The organism is Marinomonas profundi, assembly GCF_020694005.1.
In the GTDB taxonomy this organism is placed as follows: Bacteria; Pseudomonadota; Gammaproteobacteria; order Pseudomonadales; family Marinomonadaceae; genus Marinomonas; species Marinomonas profundi.
Genome location: NZ_CP073013.1, coordinates 2,720,935 through 2,744,728 on the forward strand (window position 1 = coordinate 2,720,935; position 23,794 = coordinate 2,744,728).

Below are 23,794 nucleotides of genomic sequence, written 5' to 3' on the forward strand. Positions count from 1 at the left end.
GACGCTGCTTTTAATGGCGCTGTTTTTAATGACGGAAGTGGCGCATACCAGTGAAGACCATTGCCATGCCAGCTTCGTCAGCGGCGGCAATCACTTCTTCATCACGCATAGAGCCACCTGGCTGAATAACCGCGGTAATGCCCGCTTGTGCCGCTGCATCGATACCATCACGGAATGGGAAAAATGCATCGGAGGCCATAACAGAACCAACCACTTCTAGGTTCTCGTCAGCGGCTTTAATGCCGGCGATTTTAGCGCTGTAAACGCGGCTCATTTGGCCTGCGCCAACCCCAATGGTTTGTTCTGCTTTGGCATACACAATGGCATTGGATTTTACAAATTTCGCCACTTTCCAAGCAAACAATAAGTCTTTTAGCTCGGCTTCGCTAGGCTGGCGCTTAGAGACAATTTTAAGGTCGTCTAAAGTAATAACGCCATCGTCACGGTCTTGAACCAATAGGCCGCCGTTAACGCGTTTGTAGTCTAGCGCAGCGGGCTTGTCTTTTGCCCATTGGCCGCATTCTAGCAAACGAACATTTTGCTTTGTCGCCACGATGTCAGCGGCTGCTTTGCTCACGCTTGGGGCAATGATGACCTCAACGAATTGACGCTCGACAATCGCTTGGGCTGTTTTAGCGTCGAGTTCTTGGTTGAAGGCAATAATGCCACCAAAGGCAGACGTTGGGTCTGTTTTGAAAGCAAGATCGTAAGCTTCAAATTGCGTAGTCGCGGTTGCCACGCCACAAGGGTTAGCGTGTTTAACGATAACGCAAGCTGGTTTATCAAAGCTTTTTACGCATTCAAGAGCGGCATCGGTATCGGCGATGTTGTTGTAAGACAGTGCCTTACCTTGGATTTGTTTCGCGGTACTAATAGACGCTTCTTTAGGGTTGGCTTCAACGTAGAACGCGGCTTTCTGGTGTGGGTTCTCACCGTAGCGCATTTCTTCTTGCTTGTTGAATTGTAGATTAAAGGTACGAGCGAAGTCTTCGCTGCCGCCGTCTACTTTTTTGCCGAGGAAGTTAGCAATCGCACCGTCATAGTGAGAAGTGTGTTCGAAGGCTTTTACCGCAAGGTCGAAACGTTGTTCGAAGGTTAAACCGCCATCGGCTTTAAGAGACGCCAAGATGCCTTCGTAATTAGAAGGAGAAACCACGATAGCCACGTCTTTGTGGTTTTTCGCGGCAGAACGCACCATGGTTGGGCCGCCGATGTCGATGTTTTCAATCGCCATTGGTAAATCGCAATCAGGACGTTCAATAGTCGCTTCGAATGGGTAAAGGTTTACTACCACCATGTCGATTTCTTCGATGCCGTGTTCTTTCATGATGGCGCCGTCGATATCACGACGACCAAGAATGCCACCGTGCACTTTTGGGTGTAGGGTTTTTACACGGCCATCCATCATTTCTGGGAAGCCAGTGTAGTCAGACACTTCCGTTGCTGTCACGTTGCTGTCCAATAAAAGACGGTAAGTACCACCCGTTGAAAGAATTTCAACGCCTTGCGCGGTCAGTTCACGTGCGAATTCGACAATGCCTGTTTTGTCGGAAACACTGATTAACGCTCGTTTGATTGGAGTTACGGTATTTTGATTTGCCATCATGGTTCTCGCAATTAATTTAACACTACATAAAACAAGGGGAAGGTAAGACGAAAAAAAGGGCGAATTCGCCCTTTTTTCTTTGTGCTTATAGCATGCCGTATTGCTTCAACTTCTTGCGAAGTGTGCCTCGGTTTAACCCAAGGATAGTGGATGCTTTGGTTTGGTTATCCTTTGTGTAGCTCATGACAGACTCTAGCAAAGGCGCCTCAACCTCGGCTAAGACTAACTGATATAAGTCTGTTATTGGCTGCCCATCAAGATGAGCGAAATAGTTTTGTAGGGCTTTTTCAACATTGTCACGTAGGGTTTGTGACTGCTCTGAAGAAGCGGCTTGAAACGTATGAGTATGAGTTTGTTCTACCACAGAATGACCTTCTATTTTTTAAAGCTAACCATGTATTTTGACCATCATCGAGATGGGTGATTTCACCCTTCTTTTTGATTTTCACTACATTAAGTGTAAGGTTCGTTTGCCTATTGGCAAACAAAGAACTCTTGCAATTTATCAAGCTGTTCGTGCGTATTATCAATACGATTAAACAGGCTGCGAAATTGTGTTTTATCCGCTAACGTCTGCAGGTACCAACCAACGTGCTTGCGTGCAATACGCACGCCTAAGTAATCACCGTAAAACTGGTGCAAGGCGTTTACATGGTTAATAACCAGCTGTCTCACCTCTGATAAAGAGGGAGGTGCTAACAATTCGTTTGTTTCTAAATAGTGATTTATTTCGCGAAAAATCCACGGCCTTCCTTGGGCAGCTCGACCAATCATGATGCCATCTGCCTGGGTGTAATCTTTCACGAATTTTGCGGATTGCGCGTCTTTAATATCCCCATTCGCAAAAATAGGAATGCGTAAATGATGCTTAATCTCTGCAATCGTGTCGTATTCAACTTGTCCTTGGAATTTGCATTCTCGCGTTCGTCCGTGGATTGCCAGTGCTTGAATGCCGATGTCTTCCGCCATTTTGGCAATCGCCAAACCGTTTTTCTGATCCAGACTCCATCCAGTGCGAATCTTTAGCGTGACTGGAACAGAAACACTATTTACAACAGACTCCAGTATGTCTCGAACCAGTGTTTCATCTTTCAGTAATGCAGAGCCTGCCGCTTTGTTGCATACTTTTTTAGCGGGGCACCCCATGTTGATATCAATGATTTGTGCGCCTAGTTCAACATTCTGTTGAGCCGCTTGCGCCATCATTTGAGGGTCACCACCCGCAATTTGAACGGATCTCGGCGAGACTTCCATATCGTGAATTAAACGATGACGGCTTTTTGTCGAGTTCCACAGGCGAACATCAGACGTGACCATTTCTGATACGACTAAGCCTGCACCTTGATCATGACAAAGGCGGCGAAAAGGCAAATCGGTTACGCCAGCCATAGGGGCAAGAATAACAGGTTTGTCAACGCAATACGGGCCAATAGCAAATGCCATGATGTTCCTGAATACTGGATTGAATGTTAAAGATCGTCGACAGCGTCGAGCGGGCGTGAATAATACCTAGGCAATTGTTATTTTTGAAGTCTTGACAGGATAAAAACTGACTATTTTTTGTTCTTTTTATCCGATTAAAGCAATTTATACGATGAAAGCTAGTATGAGCGAGTATCCGCTGGGAAAGCTCTTAGCTGATGGGTGACTGCCCTAGCGCCGGGATCTTGTATTGGTATCACCAAGTGCACGGGGGTGTTGGGTGGCATATAGGTGATATCCATGAAGTCTTTGTGCAAATAATCGACGGGTGAAAAGAGTCGTGCGGCAACGGGGGCGCCATTTAAGTCAAAAAACTCCAAGGCAATTTTAGGCATGGGTTGGGAAAACTGGCTGGTGTTGGTGATGATGGCGTTAACCAATAATGAATTGGGTATGTTTGGGTGGCTCTGTATTCGAACGTGTTGAATGCCAATCGTTGTCACGTCCTGAAAGCCAGGTAAGGCACAGCCAGAGTAGGTGCATATTGTTCGGTAAATGGATCTGAAATTGGCTGAGCGGCTACCTTCATCAAAAAAGTGATTGGCAACTTGGCCAGCCAAGAGAGCAAGCCCTAGTAAAGAGGCAAAAAACCACAACCAAGGGTGACCGCTGGTGCGCTGCGAAGCGTTTTCGCCTTCCCCCATTAACGGCGCTAGGCTTTGTTGGGCCGATAATTGCTCAAGAATGCTGTGTTGATTTTTACTGTCGGATGGTCTGGTTTGTTCCGCTGCGGTTTGTGCTAAGGAATGCAGGGCGACCATGTAGTCTGGTTCGCTATCCGCTGCCACAGCAGGTTTGGTTGGAGGCGGGGGGCGATTGGTTGTGCTGATGTTTGGCTGAATCGTGCCAGTTGTGGGTGTGTTGTGGTGATGGGTTTTATCGTAGCCTGTTGTGTCACGTTGTGCCGTGTCACGAAGGGTACGGTCACGAAGGGTACGGTCGGTGACTTTAAGGGCTTCTTCTACTTCGGCAAGCTCTAGTTCCCAAGGGGCTGGGTCATCTTGCCTTTGGACTGTAGCGGTTGATCTGGTGTCTTTGTTGTTTGGAGTGGAATTGTTGTTTGGGGTGGAATTGTTGTTTGGTGTCAGGTCTTCATCGTCAAACAAGGTATGAAGCCAATCTGGGTTGACGATCTCTTCTGCTGGGGCAAGCCGTTTTTCTGTGTCGGTCTCTATGGTATCAAGAGAAGACGGTTTGGTTGTCGCAAGGGCTTGTGTCTCCGTATGGATTGTTGGGTTGACACTGTCTGGTTGCTTTTCTTGCTTTTCTTGCTGTGTGGGTGTGCTTGCTGGTGTTTGCTGTTTTGCCGCTTCACTGGCATTGAATATGTGAAAACATTGACCACATCTGACTTTGCCCTTGGCCATGCTTAATACTTCATCGTTCACTCGAAATGCAGTTGAACATTTTGGGCAACGGGTTATTAGGCTATTGGCCATGGGGGGTCATCTTCCTGTTTAATCTTTGCGAGACCTTTGGCTCGTGACTTTGTGCAAAGGCCTCTTTATATAAAGTTAAGTATTATGCGTGCTTGGTGCCGACAATACGAACCCATTCTTCTTTTTCAGTTACCGAGTCAATGGTAAACCATTCTTGATATGCCTCAATGACTTCTTGGGTTTGGTTGGCCAATATGCCGGACAGCGCCAGTTGACCGTCTTTTTTCACCAAGGCAGAAATAGTCGGTGCTAGGTTGGCAAGAGGGCCTGCCAGAATGTTGGCGACAACGATGTCTGCTTGTAGATCAGATTCGTAGGGTGGCAGTTTTACTTCTAAACGACTTGGGTCGATCTTGTTGCGTTGTGCGTTCGCTTCGGTGGCTTGCACGGCTTGTGGATCGATATCGATGCCCACCATGTTGTTCGCACCAAGTAGTAAGCCTGCGATGCCAAGAATGCCTGAGCCACAGCCATAATCGATAATGGTTTTGTTCTGACAATCAATGCTGTCTAGCCATTGTAAGCACAATGCTGTGGTTGGGTGTGTGCCTGTGCCAAAGGCTAACCCTGGATCGAGCATGAGGGTGACGGCATTCGGATCAGGGACGTCGCGCCAGCTAGGACAAACCCAAAGACGCTCACCAAATTGGATGGGATGATAATTGTCCATCCATTCTCTTTCCCAGTCTTTGTCTTCGAGTATCTCTATTTTCATATCGATATCGGTTTCGCCAAGGGACTCGGCTTTGTGTTCTACGACGGGGCGAATGTGTTCGATATCGGCATCGGCTTCAAACAGCCCGGTGACTTTGGTGTTCTTCCACAGTGGCGTGGTATTAAGATCTGGTTCGTATACGGGATCGTCATGAACGTCTTCAAAAGTGACAACCAGCGCACCGCAGTCAAGAAGCGTATCTTCGAAAGCTGGGACGTGATCGGGTGTGGTGTGAATACGTATTTGAAGCCAAGGCATAAAGTGGAGTCCAACAATAAAACAAACAGGAATAGAATAGCGAAGCTTGGAGCGAGAGGCGAGAGGAAAATGATAGCCCCTAGTGATTTATCTGTTCACTAGGGGCAAAACGACAGCCGTTATAGGCCGAGTTTTTTCTCCAAATAATGGATATTAACGCCACCAGTAATGAAATTAGGGTCATTTACTAGGTCTTTTTGTAGCTCTATGTTGGTTTTGATGCCATCGATGAAAGTTTCATCTAGAGCGCCAGAAAGGCGTTTTAGGGCAGCAGTACGATCAGGCGCATGACAAATGATTTTGGCAATCATGGAGTCATAGGTCGGTGGTACTGTGTAGCCACTGTACAAATGTGAGTCAACACGAACACCCATACCACCTGGCGCATGGAAATATTCCACTTTACCTGGGCAAGGCATAAAGGTTTTCGCGTCTTCGGCGTTGATACGAGATTCAACCGCGTGACCATTAAGCTTGATGTCTTCTTGTTTCAAAGACAGTGGTAAGCCGCTGGCGATACGAAGTTGCTCTTTCACAATGTCGACGCCCGTTACCATTTCTGTAACAGGGTGTTCTACTTGAACACGAGTGTTCATTTCGATGAAGTAGAAATTGCCATCTTCGTAGAGAAATTCGAACGTACCGGCACCGCGATAGTTGATCTTGATGCAAGCATCCACACACGCTTTCAAGCAAGCCTGACGGGATTCTTCGTTTAGCATTGGTGCTGGCGCTTCTTCCAATACTTTTTGGTGGCGACGTTGCAAAGAGCAGTCGCGGTCATATAAATGGATCGCGTTGCCTTGACCGTCAGCCAATACTTGTACTTCGACGTGGCGTGGGTTTTGGAGGAATTTTTCCATGTAAACCGTGCTGTCACCGAAGTAAGATCCCGCTTCAGACTGAGTGATGCTGATAGATTTTAGTAGGCTGCCTTCGTTATGAACCACGCGCATCCCACGACCACCACCGCCCGCGGCGGCTTTGACAATCACTGGAAAGCCAATTTCTTTCGCCACGCGTAGACATTCTACTGGATCGCTAGGCACAGGGCCGTTAGAACCCGGTACAGTCGGTACGCCCGCTTCTTTCATCGCTTTGATGGCAGACACTTTATCGCCCATTAGACGAATGGTCTCTGCTTTTGGTCCGATGAAGACGAAGCCAGAGTTTTCCACTTGCTCAGCAAAATCGGCATTCTCAGCAAGGAAGCCATAGCCTGGGTGAATCGCAGAAGTATCTGTCAATTCTGCCGCGCTAATGATCGCCGGAATATTTAAATAACTTTGAGCGGATGGGTTAGGCCCGATGCAGATAGATTCGTCTGCAAGGCGCACATGTAACAAGTCACGGTCAATCTTAGAATGAACCGCAACGGTTTTGATACCGAGTTCTTTACACGCACGTAAAATACGTAGCGCGATTTCGCCTCGGTTAGCAATCAATACCTTATCGAGCATGATGAAACCTCTGCGTTGGATTAAATGATAGTAATAAGAGGCTGGTCAAATTCAACTGGTTCGCCGTCTTCAACAAGAATAGCGCCAATGGTACCAGATTTATCGGCTTCGATTTGGTTCATCATTTTCATGGCTTCCACGATACAAATTGTATCGCCAGCATTCACTTTTTGGCCTACTTCGATGAAAGACTTAGCACCTGGAGCAGAAGACTTGTAGTAAGTGCCAACCATTGGAGAGTTTACCGTGTGACCCGTAATAGCCGCTGGTGCTTCTGGGGCGGCAGTAGAATTTGCAACAGGTGCAGCAGGCGCTGCCATCATTGGAGCGGCCATCATGGGTGCTTGAACTGGCGCACCACCACGACTAATACGAACGGCTTCTTCGCCTTCTTTGATTTCAATTTCGTAGACGTTAGATTCTTCTAAAAGCTCGATTAGTTTTTTAATTTTACGAATGTCCATGATTACTCTCTTTTGTCTGTATTGGTGGTTCAGTGATTGCATTCGTCACTGACTATTATAAATTCTGCGTGCTGCTTGCGTTACCTTGCAAACAGGGCTTTTATAAAACATCAGAATTGTAAAAGCTTGTAACTCGAAATTATCGATAAAAAGCGGGATATTGTCCAGTTATGCGGCAAAAAAACCTAAAAATGTTTGTGTTGGTTGATTTTTAGCCTTTAGTAAACTCGCTGATTTTTTCAACTAATTTATGGCTCAATAACAGCGCCCAACCTATCCATAAGCGCGGATTTTGTTGGTTCACCCATTAATGTGAGCGCTTTGCGTTCTTTGCCTTGCGCATCTAAGAACACCAGCGATGGCGGGCCAAATAAATTGAACTGCTTCATTAGTGCTTGGTTCTGCGCTGAATTTTTAGTGACATCGACGCGGACAAGTTGCACGTTATTAAGCAAAGGGGAAACGTCTGGTGACACAAACATCGCCTCTAGTACTTTGCAGCTAATACACCAATCCGCATACAGGTCTAACACAATGGGGCGAGTGTCTTGGTTTGCAACAATGGCCTTGAGTTCGTCTAAATTGGTAATGGTGGCGTCAAATATTACCCTGTCTTCTAGCATTACTGAGGGGGAGGATAGTTTTTTCAAGGGCTGTAATGGGTTAGTACTGCCCGTCGCACCGCCAATAAATTGAATGCTGCCGATCAGGAAAAAAGCCAAGGCAAAAAACCAACGTATAGGGTGCGAAGCAACTCGAAACGCTCGATGAATAAAATAGCCACTTATCGCCAGTGCAAGCGCGCTCCAGAGATACAAGTGGCTGCTCATCGGTAGCCAGCGAGTGAGTAACCAGATCGCCATAGCGAGTAGCCCAAACCCCATGAAGACTTTAGTATCGTGCAGCCACTCTCCATTTTTAGGCAACACTTTAGGGCCAAATAAACCCACGAGAAGCAGTGGGATCCCCATGCCAAGCGCCATCACAAACAGCATCATGGCGCCATACCACGCGTTGCCTTGGCTGCTTATGTACAGCAAAACACCAGCAAGCGGCGCCGATACGCAAGGCGAAACAATCAGCGTAGACAAAATGCCCGCGATAAAAATACTGATAGTGGACTGCCATGCCGACTTTGTTTGAGTGTTTGGCATTGTTTGATTGTTTGGGATTTGAAGGCGCTGTTGCCATGAACTTGGCAATTTTATTTCATAGACGCCAAACATGGCTAAGGCGAGCAGCACAAACAACAGAGCACTAATGGCCAATAGAATAGGGTTTTGTAACTGGGCTTGTAAGTTCAGCTGCGTACCAAACATTCCGACCAGCCCGCCCATTGCGGCATAGGTCAACGCCATGGCGAGTACATACACTGCACTGTAATAAAAGCCGCCCAGTTTTGAGTGGCGAGTACCAACCACAATCGCGCTGACAATCGGAACCATAGGCAAAACACAGGGGGTTAACGATAGCAATAACCCCAGCCCAAATAGCACGGTCAATGTGGTCCATAGGTTGTTAGTACTGATTAGCTGAGACACCGCTTGCGCTTCAGAAGGCGCAATAGAATTGATGTCAGCATAAGCATCAGCATCAGCATCAGCAGCTGAGCGGTTAGCTAGGGTGGCTATTCGTTGTTTTTCTGCCGCGGCTGACAGTGCCGGTACGATAAATTGGATAGGCATAGTTTGCGGCGCATAGCATAAGCCTTTATCCGCGCAACCTTGGTACGATAGAATGGCATTCACTTGAGTGCCCGGTGCAAGATTGATGTCGTAATAAATCGGCAGAGTGAATTGATCTCGATAAACGATTACGTCACCATAATAGGGGTCTTCTTTTGCCTCTCCAGCGGGAAAGGGAGAGAAGTGCAGTTTATCGGCGTGTTCACCCGATAGATTGAATTGTTCTTGGTATAAATAGTAGCCGTCGCTAATTTGCCATTTAGCGACAAATTGCCCCTCTTTGGCGGATGATATTGACAATTGGAAGGCTTGCGCAACCGGTAAAAACTCTGGTTCTGCAAGTCTCGATGTGGGGCCGAACGTAAACGCTTGGCAAATGCCGTGGAACATCAATAAGGACAGTAGAACGAGTAGGCGCATAAATATCTTCAATCAAGTTGAGCGTGCTGTGTAAATCCCTATTTCATCACGCTGAGTAGAGGAGGTAGACTACCAATCCATCGTTAAGTTGCCAATCGCAAGGGGATAAATTGAGTAAAAATCGAGTTTGTTTTCTAATTGTTGTGGTTTTTCTGACAGGCTGTCAGCAAAATGTCAGATCAACAGAGAAAAATCAGCCTGTAGCAGAAGCACAATCCCTCGAGGCGGCACCCGTAGAAGCTTCTATTCATAAACCAAAAACATTAGCGGCGATAAACGCACAGCAACCTAAGGTGCTAACAGCGGCAGAAAAATTGACTTTAGAGTTGATTAAACAGGGTGAAATGGCCTTGGCGGCAGATAGACTTCTGACGCCAGAAGGCGATAACGCGAATTTGTATTTTCAAGCCGCACTAGGGCGAGAGCCTGGTAATTATAGAGCCATTCAAGGCATTACCGCCATTGTCGACTTGTATACTCAATGGGCGTGGCAAGCGGCACAAAATAGAGACTATACGAAAGCGGCGCGCTATTTAGACTTTTCGCGTTCGGTGAATCCACAAGACCCAGTGATTGTGGAAATGACCTCGCGCATTGGCGATTTGAAAACCAAACGACGGCAGGTTAATAAGATTGCCACTCAAAAAACAACGCCAAAAACGGCGCAAAAAGGCCAATATTCACTGCCAGAAAACCTCTTTAATTTGAGTGAAGAGGAGATAATTGCAAAGATTCAGCCTATTATAGAAGAAGTGACAAAGACAAAGCAGTCAATCGAAATATACTGGCCAAATGATAAAGAAGCACGTTTGATTTATCAGATCATTAACAGTCATGTAACCGAGTTTCGTGTGCGTGCGATGACCTATCATCGTGCGGATTACAGGGTGGAATTACAACAAGATTAAGGTGGGTCAATAATGTCGCGGTTAACCAATAAATTACAGGGATTAAAGCCTAATATTAACGTTTCAGGCATGGGGAAAGTCATTGCCTCTGCTATCGTGCTGCTGGCGATACTACTGAGTTTTTTAGGCATGTACTGGAGCAGCGAACCAGATCAATTTGATGTTGTGGCAACAGCGAAAGACAAAGCCGCAGAGCGTGGTTATTTGGACAACAGTAAAAAACTGGCGGTTGGCTACACCACGGCCAGTGCCATGCATACCATTATAGAAACCTTATTGGATAAACCCGGTGGCTTTATTTCCAACGACATCATGCCGCCAGGCGTGTTTATGGACAACATGCCCGCTTGGGAGTTTGGCGCACTGGTGCAATCTCGTGATCTGGCAAGGGCTTTTCGTAAAGAATTTAGCCGTTCACAGTCTCAGTCCACCGAAGATGTGAATTTAAAAATTGCCGAACCGCAATTCAACTTTGACAACAAAAGTTGGGCCTTACCCTCTAGTGAAAGTGAATATCGCCGAGGCAATCAAGAGTTAATGGAATACCTTGATCGCTTAGCCAGTGAGTCAAACAACAAGGCGCAATTCTATGCCCGTGCTGATAACTTAGCCGATTGGCTGTCCGACGTTAGTACGCGGTTGGGCAGTTTGTCGCAACGTTTATCAGCCAGCGTGATTGATGATGAACCACAGCTGGAATCGGATGAAAACACTCGATACGTGCGGACGCCTTGGTCTAAAATCGATGATGTTTTTTATGAAGCGCGTGGTACCAGCTGGGCGTTGATTCACATGTTACGTGCGGTAGAAGTGGACTTTATCTTCACCTTGCAAGATAAAAATGCATTGGTTAGTTTACGCCAAATTATCCGCGAACTAGAAGCTACGCAAGTCAGTATCTGGTCGCCCATGATCTTAAATGGCAGTGGTTTTGGGTTATTAGCAAACCATTCCTTGGTCATGGCATCTTATGTCGCACGTGCCAATACGGCCGTGATAGACCTACGCCGTTTGCTTCAACAGGGCTAATGGGCAGGGTATGTCATGTTATTTGAGCAGGGGTATTCGTCGGGCAGTATTTGACGATGCCCCTGCTATCCTCAGTATTTTCCAGCATTGTGATCTTTTCGCGAGCACTGGCTATCGGCAAGCAAATATCAGCCTGATAGATGTAATGGATTGGCTAGAAAACATCACAGACCGACACCCCATCTTAGTGTTGGAAGAGCAAGGGGACGTTATTGCGTGGTGCTCCATTGAGCCTTTCTACGGACTGCCCGCCTTTGACGGCGCCTGTGAAATTAGCCTTTACGTATTGCCAAATCAACAAGGAAAAGGCATCGCTACGCGATTATTTCATGGCCTAGAAACAGAACGTCAACGCCTTGGTTTTACTCATCTTGTTGCCTACATCTACCTCAGTAATCTCGCTAGCCAACGCTTTTTTAAACGTCAAGGCTTTGAGCAATGGGGACGACTGCCCAACATCGCCCAGAATGAGCAGATCAAAGAAGACGTGCTTCTGCTGGGAAAAGAGTTCTAACGCTCTTATTTTTTCCCCTTATGGCGTTTATTTCTTCCCCCTTACGGCGTTGGCGCGCCGCTTTCATTCTGGGATAGATCGTGACTTTTCTATTTTGGTTAGAAGTCGTACGCGGCGGAGATATAGACACGACGACGTTCGCCAACGAATGAGCCGATTTTTTCAGTGAAGCCACTGACGGCGTATTCTTTATCAAGCAAGTTTTTGATGTTTAGCTGAAACTTCCAATCTTCATATCGGGTTTGCCAAGATAGGTCGTAAATCGTGTAAGGTTTGACGGTTTGGCCTTGGCGATTGATTTGATCGCTAACATGGTCTGCGCCAAAAGCAATGGACGAATCTATGCTAGGGAAGTCGTAGCGAGTCCACAGACCCAGTTGGTTATAGGGAGTATTGGCAAAGCGATCGCCATTGGCATACTGAATGCCGCTGGTGGCTTCTTTCACCACCGTGTCGTTGTAGGCGTAACTCACATTAGCGACCCAGCGTGGTGTGATGTCTGCCATGACATCGATTTCTATGCCTTGGCTTCGTACTTTTCCTACCGAGACAAGTAGGTCGTCGTCATTAGGATCTGTTTGTAGAATGTTTTCTCGAATGATGCGATAAGCCGCTAGATTGACGTTAAGTGTATTTTTCAGCCAGTAAGTACGTATCCCCGCTTCAATTTGGCGACTTTCTTCTGGATCGAAATAGCCATCTTTTGAGGATTCTTGATCGGCAGCAGATTGGGGGACGAAGCCAGTAGAGACGGATACATAGGGTTTCATATGTTCATTGAGTTTATACGTGGCGCCTAGACGGCTAGAGTAGCCAGTATCGTCATATTCGGTTGCTGTTTTGTCTTTGTAGTCAGTGTACTTTTCTTCGAAGCGATCAATGCGAGCGCCAGCGAGTATATCTAGTTGGTTAGTCACCTTCCACTGATCTTGCATATAAAAACCAACTTGGTCTGTCGTGGTGGTGTCATCCGCAAATGGCTTCATTGCATAATCACCAGTCGTATCTTGCCCATAAACTGGATTCGTTAGGCTGAGGTTGGATACCCCTTGGGCGGCTCCTGTGGCTCGATAATAGACATAGTCATTCACTTCATGAGTATAATCAGCGCCGACTAGAAGAGTATGTTCATCTAGCTCGGCGATGAAATTTCCATTTAAAGTCATGCCCTTGCGTGAACGAACCTGGTCACGAAATTGGCGTTTAGTTTCGTCGTATGTTCCATCGTTGTTGGTATCTACTAAGGCATTTAGTTCATGGTATTTCTGGGTTTCGGTGTTTTCGAAGTAACGAACAGAAGCATGGCTGTCGAGCCAAGGGTTAATGCTGTGATCTAGGCGGGCTTGTAAAACTTGCGCGTCTAGTTCTTGGTAGTCGGATTTCTCGTTGTTGTTCCATGACGTATCCGCCAGAAAATTGCCATCGTCATCAGTAGGAATACCGCGTAGGCGTGCGCCAGATATGTGCTGGTGGGTGTCTGTGTATTGCACGGTTAGAGTGTTGTTGGAATCAATGTCCCAAGCGTAACCTAGGTCAATAATGCGATTTTCTTCTTCGACGTTATTGCGATAGGAGTCTTGGCCGTCTGAGTAAATGCCAACACGGTAGCGTTGCGAGGCGTCTTCGTTTACGGGGCCTGAAGATTCAATGCTGCCGCTTAGAAAGTCTTTGTTGCCCGCGCTGATTTTCAGGGTGTTTTTCTGTTCATACGTCGGTTTTTTCGTCACATAGTTAATCACACCGCCGGGCTCGCCTGCGCCGTAAACCGCACTAGAAGGGCCTTTTAGTACTTGAATTTGCTCAATTGTAAACAGTTGAGGGATGGAGAAATCACCAAAAGGGTCGCCTTTCAAACCGTCATACAGTACTTCGTCTTGGCTAAAGCCCCTTAATGTCACCGTGGAGACGTTGTTTTGTGACATGCCAGAAATAGAACGGTACAAATCGGTTATTTGTCTGGCGGCTTGGTCTTCCATTAACGCTTCGGTGACCACTTGAATAGACTGTGGTGTTTCGTCAATTGGCGTTGTGGTGCGAGTCGCCAATGCGGCTTCGTCTTCTTTGTAATACGACAGAGCGCGGCCTGTTACTTGCAGCGGTTGAAGTTTGACATCGGATCCTTCCTCAATTTTTGTCTCCCAGTCATTGAGATAATCATCGTCGGTGATGCTGCTTGAGGCGTTTTCGGCGAAAAGTGCGCTGGAGAATGCCAGCACGCCACAAGCCTGCATCATCATTAAGGGAGTTCTTAGCGTCATAATGTAAACCGGATAGTAAATGAAAAGATTGCGTATATTAATGTTTATGATAGTCATTTTCAAATGAGAATTGACCTACATTACTTACAATAGGTAAATTGAGGGGAATGGGCACAGTGGGGTGTTTCTAAGGTGTTAAGCCTTGCTGAATCATAAAGACTGAGCAAGATTCAGCAAGGCTTAGAGAAGGTTAAGCTTTTGCAGCGGCGAGTATTGATGCTTTGATATAGCCGTAAAGGGTATCTTTGAGTTGTAAGCGTTGTTTTTTGAGTTTTTCTTCTTGTAACGTCGAAGATGGAATAATTTCCTGCTCCATTCTTTCGACTTCTTTGGTTAGGTGATGGTATTCGTCGTAAAGTTTTTTGAAGTGAGTGTCATGTGCTTTTAGCTCTTGGATATCTTCTTTAAACTCAGGAAATTCGTTGATTAAGCTGTGGTCTTCGATTGGCATAATGGACTCCTATTGTATTGGCTTAGTGCTCTTCTAGCTTATCTCAGTCTGGCTTAGTCTCTGTTGATATTTATCACCTTATGGTTGTTTTCAGCGGTGCCTTTAAGTCTATGCAACTTTTCAGTTTTTGCTGGTTTCTTTTGTTTTTTTGACAAGATGAAAAAAGCCGCGTCTGTTTTACCAGCGCGGCTTAATTTTATGTTTTAGGGCACCGTTGAGCGTTTAAAAATTCAACTCGATTCTCGGTTTACTGCGGCTGGATAAATCGATTTCAGGCGAGCAGAGAAAAATGCGTGACGAGGCAATGCCATCTTTCACTAAGTAGTCTTTTAGGTGTTCGGCGCGTTGTTGAGCCAGACTGATCGCCGCCGCTCTGGTGTTATCGTCAATTGAAATAGGCGGTTTTTCTAGTCCTAAATCCAAGTAACTGGCGATGCCACAGGCTTTAAGTTGGCTGTCTTTTTTATCTTTCATTAAGGCGGTAAGTTGCTTTAAGAAAATTTCTTGTGACTCATTTAGCTCGCTGTCTTCGGCGGTAAATATCAGCGGTTCAACCCGAATTCTGAGCAGCTGCTCGCCTGCAAACTGGGCAATGGTAATGACATTGGCATAGGGCACAAAGGTTTGCATTAAATAGCTACTTGATGCGCTATAAAGGGCTTTTCGCACCGGTAATAATAAGAAATCTTGCCAGCCAAATTCGGGGTTCTCTATATCGCCAGACAGGGGGATGTCTAAGTCAATATTATTATCGCTGTCTTTTAAAATGCCGACAGCAATGTTAAGAGGAACCGCGCCTGCACGGACAACCGAGCTGCTTTCTTTTTGGCCGCCCAAGTCAAACTCTCTTAATAAAATATTCGACTTTCCATCTAATATGCCGTTCTTTGCTTTGAGTTTTAGGTCTAGGTTGAGTTGTCCTGAATCAATTTGATAGCCAAGAACATTGGCTATATAAGAAGAATAGGGCGGCAGCTCGGCTTCTTTGATAATGAGCTCACTGATCATGGTTAATTTGTCGGCAAGAGGGTAAATGCTGACATCACTTTGTATCGTGGTGTATTTGCCATTGCGGGCCTTTAACGCAAAGACGGTAGCTTGATCTTTGTCGTGGGTATTAAGGTTGCGTAAAGACAATGTTTCTATGTCGAGTGAGCGCTGTAAAGCGGGAGAAATACTCTTGTCTTGCACATAAATGCTGGAGGAGCCCGTTGTGTCGTAGGCGTCTAAAATAACATAATAGGGGGCCTTGAAAGCCGGCTTTTGTTCCGCATCTTGAGTGTTGTTGATGGCATTTTGGGCGTCTTTTTCCCTAGGGATATTGGCGCTTTGCGGTATCGGTTCTGGTGTTTTTTGGGCTTCTTGGTCGATGAAAACAAGGTTCTCAATACGTTTTTGTGAGTCTAGAATCAGGCTGATATTCATCGAATTGGTGGTGATCTGTTTGATATCAGCGCCATCTTGATTGGCTTTTACTTGCTCAATTTTTAGGTTACCGATATGGCCCAATGGCGGAAGTGATTGCTCATTTTTGTCTGTTATGGCTTGAGAAACGCTTAGCTCTGTTAGCTCTAATTGCGCCAAAGCGAGGTCGAAAAGTTCGCCTTGTTGGCTAAAGGACAGGTTATTAATGTTGCCGTTTTTCCATGCCGCAATGCGTTTGTTATGCGTTAATAGACTGTCTAGTGATTGGCTTTTCACGTTCAGATTGACGCCTTTTATCGCAGGAGGTTGCTGATCAACTTGGTCAAAGTCTATTTGCTCTGCGGTAAAAGTGGCACCACCTAATGAAAACTGTTTCCCATCGTCTTGCGTGGCTTTTAACCCTGCAATCTTGATGTCTAACTGGCTATTTTGAGCCGAGATGTTGTCGCCTTGTTGCTGAAAATTAATGTTATTAGAGACACTAAATTCATCATAATTGGCGCTATTTCCGGCTTGTTGTACCGACAGTCCATGGCTTTGAATATCGACAAGCAGTGACGCGGTTAGGGCTTCTTTGGTGTCCATATTAAAAGCCACGTTATTCAGTGCAACGTGCAGCTGTTTGTTTTGCAGCGCTAGGCTATCTAGTGAAAGAACCAATTCATCCATGTCCAATTCTGTCGCGGCAACCTTAGCGGTGAGACCCTGTTGTTTATCCTGTTTTAGGTCGAACGGTGCATTCAGTGTCAGGTGAGCAAATTGCACTGTTTGTTCTGCCTGGGCAAAGAATACCTTTTTGAGCTGTGCATCAAGCTTTCCCGTTGTTGCTAGCCCAAGCTCATCCTGCTTTAGCTCGAATGGCGTTTTCAGTGTCAGACTATCAAATACGACTTCGCGCTCTGCTTGGGTAAAAGAGAACTGTGTTGATTGCAAATCAAGACTGCCGGTGGCCATTAATTTGTCAGCGGAGACGAATTGAAGAGTGGATTGTGACAGCGCTAGTGATGTGGATTGGGTAGCAACCTTGTCTTGCTCGTTTAAGCGCAAATCAAGCTCGCGGATTTGAGTATCTAGCGTTAGATTATTGACCTCATAAACAGGCACGCCATCGACTTGCGTTTGGCTAAACTGAAAGCGGCTCGTTAAGTCTAATTGGCCTTTGCCTTCATTATAAGGCGAGGGTAAAAAGTGGCGAAAACTTTCTATCGGTAAGCGGGCGTTGATGGCGTCGACATTTGCTGTGGTCTGTTCTGGCGAATAGTTAAACTGACTATTGAAAGACAATGTTGCTTGATTGACTAAGGCTGATAAAGAAACCTCGCCTTTCCATGCCATTCCCTGACCCGATACATCTTTAATGAATAAATGAGTTAAGGCTAATGTGTCTGATTTTGCGGGAATATTTAGATCGACTTGACGAGACAGATTCACTTGGCTGTTGGTGATCGCAAATGAAGGCAGCTGTATTGTCCAAGGCGAATGGTCTGCCGCTTTTGGCGGTTCTGCTGTTTCTTGCGTTGTTTCTTCTGTGGCATATTGCTCGGTATTGATGCCGGCTATCACCCAAGTATTTTCCTGTTGCGCAACCTGCAGCGTCAGAGCGTCGATTTTTGCCTCAGAAATACGCAGAGTTTTTTCAACAAGAGGCCACAGCTCTATTGCGAAAATGGCGCGCTTCAGTGTGAGAGTGTCTTGGTTTTGGTCATTAATGACCATGTCGTTAAGGTCAATTTTAGGGGGGAAGAAATCAACAGACAGCTTGCCAAGAGTCATTTCTTTGCCTTGTTGTTGAAAATAATCGCTTAAATAATGTTTCGCAATAAAAGGCGTGGCGATCCAGATACTGGTAATTAAAGCCGTAATAACCGCAAATGGGTAAAATATAAAAAGTCGAAAATGTCGGCGTGTCATCATATAAAACCTTTCAAATACCTTAGTAACGTTAACGGATTTTATCTTTGTCTTCTGAGCGTATTGGCATGCGCAGCAAATAGGTCATAACGCATAAACCTATGACAATCAAAGCAATAGTCGCCCAAAAACGCGACACGATAAAGATCGAAATTGCCATGCCAGCCCACATAAAAATAATAGCGCGGTTTCTTGCTTTGCGAGGGATACCATCGGAAGACTGCCAATCTCGCACAATCGGACCAAAGAATTTGTGCTCAATGAGCCAAGTGTGGAAGCGTTTTGAAGATTTAGAAAAACACCAAGCTGCCAATAAAACAAGTGGCGTTGTGGGAAGTAATGGCAGAAAAATACCAATAATGCCAATTATCAGGGAAAGCCAGCCAAACAGTAAATATAAAATCCGCTTTCCCTGCATAAAATGCCTACTCTCTGGGTAAAGAAAAACCTAAATTCAGGATGAATAAAAACCTAAACACACAAAACGAGACGGTTATATCACTGCTTGGCGCTGATTAAGCGGCTATTTTCCTGAATGGAAAATAGCCCCCATGCTTTCTTCTGGGCCATTTTCGACAAGTGGCCAGCCACCAAGCCGTTTTAAGCGATTCACCATTTCACAGAATAGCTCAGCGGTTTTTTCGGTATCGTATTTGGCAGAGTGCGCTTCTGAGTTGCTAAACGGAATAGACGCTGCTTCACAGGCTTTTGCTAAAACAGTCTGCCCAAACACCAACCCCGCTAAGCTTGCCGTATCAAAACTCGAAAACGGATGAAAAGGGTTGCGCTTAATCTCTGCTCTTTCAATCGCAGCGTTTAAGAAACCATGATCAAAAGCGGCATTATGGCCCACTAAAACGGCGCGTTTGCAGCCAACGGATTTTAATTCTTTGCGCACTTTAGTAAACATTTGCGTGATGGCTTCACTTTCTGGTATGTCTTGTCGGCCAGGGGCAAAAGGGTCAATGCCGGTGAAGTCGAGCGCGGCTTTTTCAAGGTTTGCGCCTTCAAATGGTTTGATCAAAAACTCGAGTGTTTCATGGATATACATGTCGCCATTTTCATCCATTCGAAGGATGCTGGCGGCCATTTCTAACAATGCGTCTGTTTTTTGATTAAAGCCTGCGGTTTCTACGTCGATAACTACGGGTAAGAAGCCGCGGAATCGATCTTTAATTTCATGGTTTGACAAAAGAAGGTCCTTAATTCTGCCGCTAGATCAACAGTGTCGGTGTACAATAGGATCGGATCATAACACAATTGATAATGCTTGAACGAGATGTCTAAATGGGAATTACCCAACAACTTCTAATTCGCTCTACGTTTTTATTGACGGCTTGCCTGCCACTTGGGCAGGCAAATGCCCTGACGCACTACCAGTCTGGTATCACGGACTCTGAGTGGCTGCTGTCTGGGGATATTTTTTCATGCAGTTTAACCCACCCGGTGCCGCATTATGGTGAAGGTCACTTCATTAAAGAAGCGGGTGAGCCAATGAAATTTATTTTGCAGCCGCAGAATGAAAAGCTGGGTCCAGGTCAGGTTTATATTATCTCTCAAGCCCCTGACTGGTCGCCAGGTATGAAGCCTGAAACCTTAGAAATTTTGCCTTATCCCGGATACGGTTTAACCGTTGAAGTGGGCGGAAGAGTCGCGGAACGCATGTTAAGCAGTTTGGATCGCGGGCGCCATCCTGTGGTGGCTGGGACGGCGTGGGAAAACACCCGAGAAACGGTCGAAGTGGGCTTGTCTAATATTAACTTTGCTCCTGCTTATAATGAGTTTCGACGTTGTTTGGCTGGTTTGCTGCCGGTTAATTATGATCAAATCGCACGAACAGCGGCCTTGTTTCCGGTAAATGGCGTAGACCTTAGCGATCGAATTAAATCCCGTTTAGATCTGGTGGCCTTGTATGTGTCTTCTGACCCGAGTGTCGAATACATTTATATTGACGGTCACACTGATGTGATTGGCTCGCGCCGAGATAACCGGGAATTATCCAAAGTACGGGCAGAAAAAATCACCGCTTATCTTTTGGATAAGGGCGTGCCAGCGGAGAAAATTATTTCCCGTTATCACGGTGAGCGCTATCCTGCGATCGCGAGCAATACGCCAGCAGGCCGTGAACGCAACCGACGAGTGACGATTCGGTTGGAAAAAATGGATGGGAATTAATCTAGACCGTTGTTGATTATTAAGTGATTGGCAACGGAGTCAGTACTTTTAGTTTAGGGGATCTGTTTGCTCAATAATCGCCTAGAAATGGGCTTTTTGCTTGCTAAGCAAGAATTGAGATCTTACACTTAACGCCCTTTTTTTAAATTATTTGCGCCGCCATGTACTGGTTTGAAAACATTGGTGTGGGAGCGCGAGCCCGTTGAGGAGAATAGAAATAATGTCTGACGTGAAGAAGGTAGTGCTTGCCTATTCTGGCGGCCTGGATACTTCCGTAATCGCGAAGTGGCTTCAAGAAGAGTATAACTGTGAAGTGGTTACCTTTACCGCTGATTTGGGTCAGGGTGAGGAAGTTGAACCAGCTCGTGCTAAAGCTCAAGCGTTGGGTATTAAGGAAATTTACATTGAAGATTTACGCGAAGAGTTTGTTCGTGACTTCGTTTTCCCTATGTTTCGTGCCAACACTATTTACGAAGGCGAGTACCTATTGGGTACGTCTATTGCGCGTCCTCTGATCGCTAAACGCTTGATCGAGATTGCCAATGAAACGGGTGCAGATGCAATTTCTCACGGCGCAACAGGTAAAGGTAACGACCAAGTACGTTTTGAGCTTGGCGCTTACGCCTTGAAACCGGGCGTAAAAGTCATTGCGCCTTGGCGTGAATGGGATCTAACGTCTCGTGAAACGCTAATGGCCTATTGTGAAGAACACAAAATCCCTGTTGATTTTTCGACTAAGAAGAAAAAATCGCCTTATTCAATGGACGCTAACTTGTTGCATATCTCGTTTGAGGGTGACCAGCTAGAAGACCCTTGGACAGAGCCAGAAGACGACATGTGGCGTTGGTCTGTTTCTCCTGAAAATGCTCCAAACGAACCAACTTACATCGAGATTGGTTACGAAAAAGGTGACCCTGTTTCTATCAATGGCGAAGCCATGTCGCCTGCTACTATCTTAGAAACGCTGAATAAGATTGGTGGCGCGAATGGTATTGGCCGCGTCGACATCGTAGAAAACCGTTTTGTGGGTATGAAAGCCCGTGGTTGCTACGAAACGCCTGGTGGCACCATCATGATGAAAGCGCACCGTGCCATCGAGTCTATTACCCTAGACCGTGAAGCGATGCATTTGAAAGATGAAATGATGCCGCGTTACGCGAAGTTGATTTACAACGGCTTCTGGTGGTCAGAAGAGCGTCGCATGATGCAAGCTTTGATCGACACGTCACAAAAATACGTTAGCGGTACCGTACGTCTTAAATTGTACAAAGGTAACGTTAGTGTGGTTGGCCGTCAGTCTGAAAACAGCTTGTTCGATAGCAAAATTGCGACATTTGAAGACGATGCCGGTGCTTACGATCAGAAAGATGCGGCAGGCTTTATCAAGCTAAATGCACTGCGCATGCGTATTGCCGCTCAGAAAGGTCGTGGTTTTCTAGATAACAACAAGTAATTGCCTGTTCATTTAGAAAAATAAGCTTTCAAACAACGCTCCGTTCTTGCAGAATTGGAGCGTTTTTTATTTTTGTACACTTGGTCAGTATTTGTTGCTCATCGACATAGCGTGTTGCTTTATGGAATGAACAGTGGAATGAAATGTGTCGATACAATAAACACGCTGATCTTAAAGGAAGAGAATTATGACGATTTATAACCTTGGCTCGATTAACCTCGACCACCTTTATCAGCTAGATCATTTTGTTCGACCAGGCGAGACCATGGCCTCCAATAGCTATCAATGTTTGCTAGGCGGCAAGGGCGCAAATCAATCGGTTGCATTGGCCAAAGCGGGTGCCAAAGTAAAGCATGTAGGCGCGATTCATCATAGTGATCAGGCGGTGATTGATCAGCTGGAATCCCTTGGTGTGGATACTGGGTTGATCAAGCGTATTGATGTCCCTACGGGGCATGCCATTATTCAGCTGACGAAAGCGGCGGAAAATTCAATCATCCTGTATCAAGGTGCGAACCATGCCTTAACAGAAGCGCAGGTTGATGAGGTGTTATCGCAGGCGAGCGCTGGCGATTGGGTGTTGTTGCAGAACGAAACCAATCTGATCGAATACACCATGCGTAAAGCGCAAGAAAATAAGGTAAAGGTTGCTTTTAATCCGGCACCCATGGACGCTGAATTGACCCAAAAAGTGCTTGGCTTTGTTGACTTATTAATTGTTAACGAGGTCGAAGCTATGGACCTAATTGGCACCACAGACATAGACAGCACCATCGCGGCTTTCCCTAAGGCTTACCCAGACTTAGCGGTATTAATGACGCTTGGTAAAGCCGGTGTATGTTACTTTGATGGAGAAGAGCGTCTATCGGTAAAAGCCTTCTCTGTCGAAGCGGTAGATACCACGGCGGCGGGTGATACTTTTATTGGTTTTTGTTTGTCCTCCCTAATGAAGGGCGAAAACATGAAGCAAGCGATTACCCGTGCCTGCGCAGCGTCTGCTATTTGTGTTACCCGCTTAGGGGCTGCGTCAGCCATTCCAACACAAGATGAAGTAACTGCTTTTCTTGCTAAAAACAGTTAGCGAAAAACAGTTAGCCAAAACGCACGGTTAAAAGAGGAAATACAACATGGCTCGTAAAATTATTATTGATACTGATCCTGGAATAGACGATGCAATGGCGATCTTCTTCGCCTTCCAAGCGCCGCAGCTTGAGGTGTTGGGTTTAACAACCACCTTTGGTAATGTATCGGTGGATTTGGCCACACAAAATGCCATTACCCTGACGGAAATTGCCAAGGTAAATGTCCCCGTTGCGAAAGGCGTTGCCGTACCCAGCAAGATCGCGCCTCGCCCACATCCTGATTTTGTGCATGGCAAAGACGGTTTCGGTAATATTGATTGGCCAGCGCCAAAAGGTAAGGCAATCGAAAAAAGTGCCGCGCAGTTTATTGTGGATATGGTGCGCGAGTTTCCGGGTGAAGTCACCATTATTGCCCTTGGGCCGCTAGGTAACTTGGCCAAAGCGTTAGAGCTTGACCCAGAAGTCGCCAATTTAGTCGATGAAGTGGTGTTAATGGGCGGTACAGCGATTGAATACGGTAACGTATCACCCGTTGCTGAAGCCAATATCATGAATGACCCTCATGCGGCAGATGTTGTTTTTACCGCGCCTTGGCAAGTCACCATGATAGGCTTAGATGTGACGCATCAGGTACTGTTGGATAACCGTATTTTAGAGCGTATAAAGCAAGCCAACCCGACTGAGGGCGGCTTCTTGTACGATTGTGCTCAGCACTACATTAATTTTTACAGCAGCCGTTTTGATATGAATGGCTGTTACTTTCACGATGCTTCGACCATTGCTTATGTAATGGACCCGAGTATTTTTGGCGTAGAACTTGGGGCGGTGCGTGTTGCCTGTGAAGGTATTGGCATTGGGCAAACGATTTTTGCACCACAAGGCATGAGTTTTCCAGAGCCACATTGGAATGATGTGCCCATGACGCAAGTGTGCATGGAAGTAGACAGTCAAAAATTGTTAACCTTGTTTGAGACAACCTTGTCTTAAATCGTTAGAATGACGTGATTAAGCACGAAGGCATGGCAAGTCACTGCCATGCCTTTTTTATTTTGAAAAAGA

General features: G+C 46.0%; 20 protein-coding genes. 7 read left to right on the forward strand and 13 right to left on the reverse strand.

The window, feature by feature from the left end; all coding sequences use genetic code 11:
* Positions 1-25: 25 nt before the first annotated feature.
* From purH to dsbD, 8 genes are all read right to left on the reverse strand, one after another.
* Positions 26-1,603, reverse strand: a complete 1,578-nt coding sequence (gene purH / locus J8N69_RS12710) for a bifunctional phosphoribosylaminoimidazolecarboxamide formyltransferase/IMP cyclohydrolase (RefSeq protein ID WP_168826170.1) — start codon at positions 1,601-1,603, stop codon at positions 26-28.
* 88 nt (positions 1,604-1,691) lie between these two features.
* Positions 1,692-1,970 carry a DNA-binding transcriptional regulator Fis gene (gene fis, locus J8N69_RS12715; RefSeq protein WP_012070668.1) on the reverse strand — a complete coding sequence of 93 codons (279 nt, stop codon included), beginning with the start codon at positions 1,968-1,970 and terminating at the stop codon, positions 1,692-1,694.
* Positions 1,971-2,080: 110 nt separating this feature from the next.
* Positions 2,081-3,049 carry a tRNA dihydrouridine synthase DusB gene (dusB, locus tag J8N69_RS12720; RefSeq protein ID WP_168826080.1) on the reverse strand — a complete coding sequence of 323 codons (969 nt, stop codon included), beginning with the start codon at positions 3,047-3,049 and terminating at the stop codon, positions 2,081-2,083.
* 158 nt (positions 3,050-3,207) lie between these two features.
* Entirely contained in the window at positions 3,208-4,527 is a 1,320-nt protein-coding gene (locus tag J8N69_RS12725) for a DUF3426 domain-containing protein (protein WP_168826082.1), read from the reverse strand.
* An 82-nt stretch (positions 4,528-4,609) separates the two neighbouring features.
* Positions 4,610-5,500: a 50S ribosomal protein L11 methyltransferase gene (prmA, locus tag J8N69_RS12730; protein WP_168826084.1), complete on the reverse strand. Its 891-nt coding sequence runs from the start codon at positions 5,498-5,500 to the stop codon at positions 4,610-4,612.
* A 119-nt stretch (positions 5,501-5,619) separates the two neighbouring features.
* A complete protein-coding gene (gene accC, locus J8N69_RS12735) occupies positions 5,620-6,960 on the reverse strand; it encodes an acetyl-CoA carboxylase biotin carboxylase subunit (RefSeq protein ID WP_168826086.1) in 1,341 nt (446 codons plus the stop codon).
* Between the two features lie 20 nt (positions 6,961-6,980).
* Positions 6,981-7,424, reverse strand: coding sequence for an acetyl-CoA carboxylase biotin carboxyl carrier protein (gene accB / locus J8N69_RS12740; RefSeq protein ID WP_168826088.1), 444 nt, complete (start codon positions 7,422-7,424; stop codon positions 6,981-6,983).
* Positions 7,425-7,672: 248 nt separating this feature from the next.
* Positions 7,673-9,529 carry a protein-disulfide reductase DsbD gene (gene dsbD / locus J8N69_RS12745; protein WP_168826090.1) on the reverse strand — a complete coding sequence of 619 codons (1,857 nt, stop codon included), beginning with the start codon at positions 9,527-9,529 and terminating at the stop codon, positions 7,673-7,675.
* Positions 9,530-9,639: 110 nt separating this feature from the next.
* On the opposite strand from dsbD, the gene J8N69_RS12750 reads away from it, so the two are divergent.
* Genes J8N69_RS12750 through J8N69_RS12760 form a run of 3 tightly spaced genes read left to right on the forward strand, consistent with a single transcriptional unit; the run spans position 9,640 to position 11,980 of the window.
* Positions 9,640-10,437 carry a hypothetical protein gene (locus tag J8N69_RS12750; protein WP_168826091.1) on the forward strand — a complete coding sequence of 266 codons (798 nt, stop codon included), beginning with the start codon at positions 9,640-9,642 and terminating at the stop codon, positions 10,435-10,437.
* A gap of 12 nt (positions 10,438-10,449) precedes the next feature.
* Entirely contained in the window at positions 10,450-11,466 is a 1,017-nt protein-coding gene (locus J8N69_RS12755; protein WP_168826093.1) for a DUF2333 family protein, read from the forward strand.
* 10 nt (positions 11,467-11,476) lie between these two features.
* Positions 11,477-11,980: a GNAT family N-acetyltransferase gene (locus J8N69_RS12760; RefSeq protein ID WP_168826095.1), complete on the forward strand. Its 504-nt coding sequence runs from the start codon at positions 11,477-11,479 to the stop codon at positions 11,978-11,980.
* A gap of 98 nt (positions 11,981-12,078) precedes the next feature.
* Here J8N69_RS12760 and J8N69_RS12765 read toward each other — a convergent pair whose 3' ends face one another.
* From J8N69_RS12765 to rnt, 5 genes are all read right to left on the reverse strand, one after another.
* Positions 12,079-14,238: a TonB-dependent siderophore receptor gene (locus J8N69_RS12765; protein WP_168826097.1), complete on the reverse strand. Its 2,160-nt coding sequence runs from the start codon at positions 14,236-14,238 to the stop codon at positions 12,079-12,081.
* Positions 14,239-14,428: 190 nt separating this feature from the next.
* Positions 14,429-14,689, reverse strand: coding sequence for a YdcH family protein (locus tag J8N69_RS12770; protein WP_168826099.1), 261 nt, complete (start codon positions 14,687-14,689; stop codon positions 14,429-14,431).
* A gap of 222 nt (positions 14,690-14,911) precedes the next feature.
* Positions 14,912-18,028 carry a DUF748 domain-containing protein gene (locus tag J8N69_RS12775; protein WP_168826101.1) on the reverse strand — a complete coding sequence of 1,039 codons (3,117 nt, stop codon included), beginning with the start codon at positions 18,026-18,028 and terminating at the stop codon, positions 14,912-14,914.
* A 28-nt stretch (positions 18,029-18,056) separates the two neighbouring features.
* Positions 18,057-18,443: a YbaN family protein gene (locus J8N69_RS12780; RefSeq protein WP_168826103.1), complete on the reverse strand. Its 387-nt coding sequence runs from the start codon at positions 18,441-18,443 to the stop codon at positions 18,057-18,059.
* 105 nt (positions 18,444-18,548) lie between these two features.
* Positions 18,549-19,217 carry a ribonuclease T gene (gene rnt / locus J8N69_RS12785; protein WP_168826105.1) on the reverse strand — a complete coding sequence of 223 codons (669 nt, stop codon included), beginning with the start codon at positions 19,215-19,217 and terminating at the stop codon, positions 18,549-18,551.
* 95 nt (positions 19,218-19,312) lie between these two features.
* Here rnt and J8N69_RS12790 point away from each other — a divergent pair, with 95 nt between their 5' ends.
* The 4 genes from J8N69_RS12790 to J8N69_RS12805 all read left to right on the forward strand — a co-directional run bounded on the left by J8N69_RS12790 (position 19,313) and on the right by J8N69_RS12805 (position 23,722).
* Positions 19,313-20,200, forward strand: coding sequence for a flagellar protein MotY (locus J8N69_RS12790; RefSeq protein WP_168826107.1), 888 nt, complete (start codon positions 19,313-19,315; stop codon positions 20,198-20,200).
* Between the two features lie 220 nt (positions 20,201-20,420).
* Complete coding sequence (locus J8N69_RS12795) at positions 20,421-21,653, forward strand: argininosuccinate synthase (RefSeq protein WP_168826109.1); 1,233 nt, start codon at positions 20,421-20,423, stop codon at positions 21,651-21,653.
* Between the two features lie 187 nt (positions 21,654-21,840).
* Positions 21,841-22,734 carry a ribokinase gene (locus tag J8N69_RS12800; protein ID WP_168826111.1) on the forward strand — a complete coding sequence of 298 codons (894 nt, stop codon included), beginning with the start codon at positions 21,841-21,843 and terminating at the stop codon, positions 22,732-22,734.
* 46 nt (positions 22,735-22,780) lie between these two features.
* On the forward strand, positions 22,781-23,722 hold the full coding sequence (locus J8N69_RS12805; RefSeq protein ID WP_168826113.1) for a nucleoside hydrolase: 942 nt from the start codon (positions 22,781-22,783) through the stop codon (positions 23,720-23,722).
* Positions 23,723-23,794: the final 72 nt, after the last annotated feature.

Coding starts and splice junctions, on each gene's coding strand:
- prmA (WP_168826084.1), bottom strand. CDS start 5,500: ATGCCTTGGCTTCAAATACGTATTCACACCACACCCGATCACGTCCCA.
- J8N69_RS12780 (WP_168826103.1), bottom strand. CDS start 18,443: ATGCAGGGAAAGCGGATTTTATATTTACTGTTTGGCTGGCTTTCCCTG.
- J8N69_RS12805 (WP_168826113.1), top strand. CDS start 22,781: ATGGCTCGTAAAATTATTATTGATACTGATCCTGGAATAGACGATGCA.
- J8N69_RS12795 (WP_168826109.1), top strand. CDS start 20,421: ATGTCTGACGTGAAGAAGGTAGTGCTTGCCTATTCTGGCGGCCTGGAT.
- J8N69_RS12765 (WP_168826097.1), bottom strand. CDS start 14,238: ATGACGCTAAGAACTCCCTTAATGATGATGCAGGCTTGTGGCGTGCTG.
- purH (WP_168826170.1), bottom strand. CDS start 1,603: ATGGCAAATCAAAATACCGTAACTCCAATCAAACGAGCGTTAATCAGT.
- J8N69_RS12725 (WP_168826082.1), bottom strand. CDS start 4,527: ATGGCCAATAGCCTAATAACCCGTTGCCCAAAATGTTCAACTGCATTT.
- J8N69_RS12755 (WP_168826093.1), top strand. CDS start 10,450: ATGTCGCGGTTAACCAATAAATTACAGGGATTAAAGCCTAATATTAAC.
- accB (WP_168826088.1), bottom strand. CDS start 7,424: ATGGACATTCGTAAAATTAAAAAACTAATCGAGCTTTTAGAAGAATCT.
- J8N69_RS12775 (WP_168826101.1), bottom strand. CDS start 18,028: ATGATGACACGCCGACATTTTCGACTTTTTATATTTTACCCATTTGCG.
- dusB (WP_168826080.1), bottom strand. CDS start 3,049: ATGGCATTTGCTATTGGCCCGTATTGCGTTGACAAACCTGTTATTCTT.
- J8N69_RS12770 (WP_168826099.1), bottom strand. CDS start 14,689: ATGCCAATCGAAGACCACAGCTTAATCAACGAATTTCCTGAGTTTAAA.
- J8N69_RS12790 (WP_168826107.1), top strand. CDS start 19,313: ATGGGAATTACCCAACAACTTCTAATTCGCTCTACGTTTTTATTGACG.
- dsbD (WP_168826090.1), bottom strand. CDS start 9,529: ATGCGCCTACTCGTTCTACTGTCCTTATTGATGTTCCACGGCATTTGC.
- accC (WP_168826086.1), bottom strand. CDS start 6,960: ATGCTCGATAAGGTATTGATTGCTAACCGAGGCGAAATCGCGCTACGT.
- J8N69_RS12760 (WP_168826095.1), top strand. CDS start 11,477: ATGTCATGTTATTTGAGCAGGGGTATTCGTCGGGCAGTATTTGACGAT.
- J8N69_RS12800 (WP_168826111.1), top strand. CDS start 21,841: ATGACGATTTATAACCTTGGCTCGATTAACCTCGACCACCTTTATCAG.